This is a genomic window from Mesorhizobium sp. M5C.F.Ca.IN.020.29.1.1 (assembly GCF_003997375.1).
GTDB lineage: Bacteria > Pseudomonadota > Alphaproteobacteria > Rhizobiales > Rhizobiaceae > Mesorhizobium > Mesorhizobium wenxiniae.
The window spans coordinates 1-4170 of the sequence record NZ_RZSW01000544.1; the positions used below are offsets into that span (position 1 = coordinate 1).

Below are 4170 nucleotides of genomic sequence, written 5' to 3' on the forward strand. Positions count from 1 at the left end.
CACTACCACTGTTGGTAAGGGCCATGGACGACACTCCGATAAGCGCGCGGTGCTCTACGCTTGCTGCGATGCAATATCAAGTGCCCCAACGAGATGGCTGCCATGTCCGCAAAGCGAGGCTTCCATCGCTACCACCCACAGGCCTTCAGAAATCTTTTGACCGTACCGGCCATGCCATACTCCAACGCATCGGCTGTCAACCCATGTCCGATCGACACTTCGGCCAGTGCCGGGATGCGCTTTGCCAATGCCGGCAGGTTGTTCACCACCAGATCGTGCCCGGCATTGACCTGAAGTCCGGCGGCAAGCGCGGCATCCGCGGTTTTCCCTAATCTTTCCAGCTCCTTCGCCGCTTCTGCCGAATCGGAATGATAGCTGCCATATGGACCCGTGTAGAGCTCGATCCGGTCGGCGCCGGTGTCGCGCGCGGCCTTCATGCCTGCCGGATCCGGGTCGGAAAACAACGACACGCGAAAGCCCCCCTTTTTCAGGCGTTTGACGACCAGCGTCAGGAACGCCGCCTCGGCGGCAAAGTTCCAGCCATGGTCGGAGGTGGCCTGGGCAGGGTCGTCGGGCACCAGCGTCACTTGCTCCGGCTGGTGCTTTTCCACAAGCGCCAGGAAATCCTCGCTCGGATAGCCCTCGATGTTGAACTCCGCCTTAGGGAATTCGTCGTCGATCAGCGCCCTGATCTGCGGCAGGTCGGAATGCCTGGTGTGCCGCTCGTCGGGCCGCGGATGCACTGTCAGCCCATGCGCGCCCGCGGCAAGTGCGATGCGTCCGAGCCCGGTGACGCTTGGCCACGGCAGATCGCGCCGGTTGCGCAGCATGGCGATGGCATTGAGATTGACGGAGAGTTTTGCAGGCATGGCTTCTCGGGTCCGGACGCATTTGCGGCCACCTATAACGCCTTTGGCGGGAACAGACAGGGGGTTTCCGGTGTTCCAGAGGAACGAATAATATCCAGCAAGAGGAAGGCCCGTGAATTATCTTGAAGCCGTGCCGGCGGTTCGCCGCATCGACACCGACCGCGACGACCTGTTCGCCATCGACGTCGTCGGCCATATCACGGCCGCCGACGCGGAGAATCTGTTCGGTTTGCTGGAGGCGGCTTACGCGCTGCACCCGAGAATCGACGTGCTGGTGCGTGTGGTCGATCATGACGGCGTCGACTGGGCCGATGTGTCGGACAGTACTATCGAACAGGGCACCGCCGATGCCGTGGCGCATATCGGCCGCTGTGCGGCAATCGGCGAGCCAAACTGGATACCGGGCGCACAAGGCATCTTGCCCGCCTCCGTGCCAATCGAGTTCCGGCATTTCGAGGCCGAGGACGAAGCGGCCGCCTGGGAATGGCTGGGCGCCAAGCCGCTTAGTGCGCCGGTGATGCCAGCAGGGTCATGATGGTGACGCGGGATCGATCCTATCTGACGATCGTCAGCCGTTCGGCCGCGCGCGTGATCGCGGTGTAGAGCCAGCGCTGGCGGGTTTCCTTGAACGCCCAGCTTTCGTCGAAAAGCACGATATCGTTCCACTGCGAGCCCTGCGCCTTATGCACGGTCAGCGCGTAGCCATAGTCGAAATCGTCGAAGCGCTTTTTCTGCTGCCAGGGAATATCGGCGTCCGGGACCTCGAACGCCGCTTTGAGCAGCTTGATCTTGGCAACGCCGCGGTCCGGATCGTCCTCCTCCGGTGAGACCAGCAAATTGATGCCGGGTTTCACCGTCTCGCGCGACGAGGTCATCACCTTCCACAGCGAGCCGTTGAGCAATCCCTTGGCCGGGTCGTTGCGCAGGCAGACGAGCTTGTCGCCGGCCTGCGGGTAGTCGGCATTAAACCCCTTCAGTTCGCGCAGCCGCTGATTATACCGACGCCGCGTCCTGTTGGTGCCGACCAGCACCTGGTCCGCCTTCAGCACCAGTTCCTGGGTGACATCTTCCTTGCCGATCACCTGCGCCGTGCCATAGTCGCCGCGCATGAATTCGCGTCCCTCGCGCACGTCGAGCGCCAGCCGGATGATCGGGTTGTCGCGCGCCTGCCGGTGGATCTCGGTGAGCAGAATATCCGGCTCATGGTCGGTGAAGAAGCCGCCGCCCGAGATCGGGGGCAACTGCCCGGGATCGCCGAGAACGAGGATCGGCGTGCCGAAACTCATCAGGTCGCGGCCGAGCTGTTCGTCGACCATCGAACATTCGTCTATGACCACGAGCTTCGCCCGCGAGATCGGGCTCTGCCGGTTGAGCGAGAAGGTCGGCGACATCGAAGTCTTGCCGGTCACCTCGTCCGCTACCGTCTCCTCGCCCTTCGGCCGGTAGATCAGCGAATGGATGGTGCGGGCATTGACCGCGCCCTTGGAACGCAGCACCTGCGCCGCCTTACCGGTGAAGGCGGCGAACTGCACCTGGCCGTCGACATGCTCGGCAAAATAGCGCGCTAGCGTCGTCTTGCCGGTACCGGCAAAGCCGAACAGCCGGAAGAGCTGCGGCTTTCCGGTCTTGAGCCAGGTGGCGACCGCTTTCAGCGCTTCGTCCTGTTGAGGAGAGAATTCCATCAGCGCGAGAGACCGGATTCGCGAGGGAAAGACAAGGCCGACGACTACCGGCACTAAGCTCATCAGTGGCGGGCCTACCGCCGACAATGACGCAAGTTATCAGGCAGAGGTCGGAACGTAAAGGGAACAAAGTCGAGCCGCCACGACCTAACCGGTCGGGCCGCCACGACCTAACCGGTCGGGCCGCCACGACCTTCGGTCCGGCTGGGATCGTTCTCCAGCAGGATCGGCTTGCCATGGGGCGTTGCGTGCGCGGCGCGTTCCCAGGCAGCGGCAAGCGTATCGACATCGCTCTTGCCGGCGACGCCTTTGGCCGACAGCAACTTTTCCAGTGCTGCCAGCCAGTGCTCGTAATAATCATGGCCATCGCTCGCGGCACCCGGCTTCTTGACCTCGGCGGACAAGGCGTCCGCCCATTCGCTCCAAGAGAACAGGCCCTTGTCGTGCAGCGCGACCGTCATGGCGAAGGCTTCCGCTTGCCATGGCTCGGCGAAAACCGGCGCATCGACGCCGGCCGGCAGCGCGGTGATTGACTTCGCCTCACGCCGGTTCAAGATAGCTCTCCCAGGCGTCGATCGACACGGTCAGCGTCGGGTCGGCGCCCTCGCCCCAGATTTCCGCGCCCTCAAAAACCACCGTATAGACCCATTGCGGGTTTTCGCCTTGCCCATGCGCGTTGGTGTCGGGAAAGACAAAACCGTCGCGCACCGCCTCGACGGCGCCTTGCTTGCCGCGTGCGTAGCGCGGCAGCCGCGTATGGCCGGTCGGATGAAAATTCTTCGTCCGCACGAGGTCGCCCGCCTTGAACCGAGCCGGGGTGGCGATCGGCCGGTCGCATGGGCCGCCCTTGGCCAGCACCGCCAGCACGTTTTCCGCCTTCAGCACCCTTTTGGGCGCCGCCGCTGGATCGATCGCCTTGCCCGCGACCAAATCGCGATCGCTGACGAAGCCATGCCGCTTGAGCAAGGTTTCCAGCGCCTTGATCCAGATCTCGTAGTAGCTGGAGGCATAGTAGTCGGCTGGATGCAGCGACTCCCGCGCATGCCGGCTCTCGTCGATGTTCCACGCCCCCATCGCGCCGGCGCACAGCGTCACGCCCAGTGCACGCCTTTCCCAGGCGGCATGGAAATAGGGCTCGTTCTTCTCAGGCGCGACCGGCCCGAACCCCATCTGTCCGCCGAGATCCTGCGGCCCGTTCATTTCGTCGCCCCGGCCAGTCCGGTGCCGATCATCGCGTCGCGCGTCACCAGATCCGCCAGCCGCTCCTCGCTCCAGTCCTCGGTGCCCTTCGGCCGCGTCGGCACGACGAGATAGCGGAGCTCGGCAGTAGAGTCCCACACCCGGATTTTGGTCGTTGCCGGCAAGGTCAGCCCGAATTCTTCGAGCACGCCGCGCGGATCGATCACTGCACGCGAACGATAGGGCGGCGCCTTATACCAGACCGGCGGCAGGCCGAGCACCGACCACGGGTAGCACGAGCACAGCGTGCAGACGACGAGGTTGTGCGTGTCAACCGTGTTGAAGACGGCCTGCATATGCTCACCTTGCCGTCCGGTGTAGCCGAGCGAGCCAATCGCCACCGTCGCGTCGCGTTTCAGCAAGGCAGCAAAGTCAGGATC

At 63.7% G+C, this 4170-nt stretch carries 6 protein-coding genes; 1 reads left to right on the forward strand and 5 read right to left on the reverse strand.

The genetic code is table 11. The features are described from left to right. Positions 1 to 128: 128 nt before the first annotated feature. Complete coding sequence (locus tag EOA85_RS29190; RefSeq protein WP_127212068.1) at positions 129 to 869, reverse strand: pyridoxine 5'-phosphate synthase; 741 nt, start codon at positions 867 to 869, stop codon at positions 129 to 131. A 112-nt stretch (positions 870 to 981) separates the two neighbouring features. Here EOA85_RS29190 and EOA85_RS29195 point away from each other — a divergent pair, with 112 nt between their 5' ends. Further along, positions 982 to 1404: an STAS/SEC14 domain-containing protein gene (locus EOA85_RS29195; RefSeq protein WP_127212069.1), complete on the forward strand. Its 423-nt coding sequence runs from the start codon at positions 982 to 984 to the stop codon at positions 1402 to 1404. 19 nt (positions 1405 to 1423) lie between these two features. Here EOA85_RS29195 and EOA85_RS29200 read toward each other — a convergent pair whose 3' ends face one another. From EOA85_RS29200 to EOA85_RS29215, 4 genes are all read right to left on the reverse strand, one after another. Beyond that, complete coding sequence (locus tag EOA85_RS29200; RefSeq protein ID WP_127212072.1) at positions 1424 to 2551, reverse strand: ATP-dependent RecD-like DNA helicase; 1128 nt, start codon at positions 2549 to 2551, stop codon at positions 1424 to 1426. Positions 2552 to 2721: 170 nt separating this feature from the next. Beyond that, positions 2722 to 3105 (reverse strand): nitrile hydratase accessory protein, encoded by a 384-nt coding sequence (locus EOA85_RS29205; protein WP_164759955.1) that lies wholly within the window; start codon positions 3103 to 3105, stop codon positions 2722 to 2724. Beyond that, positions 3092 to 3751 (reverse strand): nitrile hydratase subunit beta, encoded by a 660-nt coding sequence (nthB, locus tag EOA85_RS29210; RefSeq protein ID WP_127212070.1) that lies wholly within the window; start codon positions 3749 to 3751, stop codon positions 3092 to 3094. Before nthB ends, EOA85_RS29205 begins: the two co-directional genes overlap by 14 nt. Further along, positions 3748 to 4170 (reverse strand): nitrile hydratase subunit alpha (locus tag EOA85_RS29215; protein WP_127212071.1); only part of this gene is annotated, 423 nt, incomplete at its 5' end. The genes nthB and EOA85_RS29215, both read right to left, overlap by 4 nt.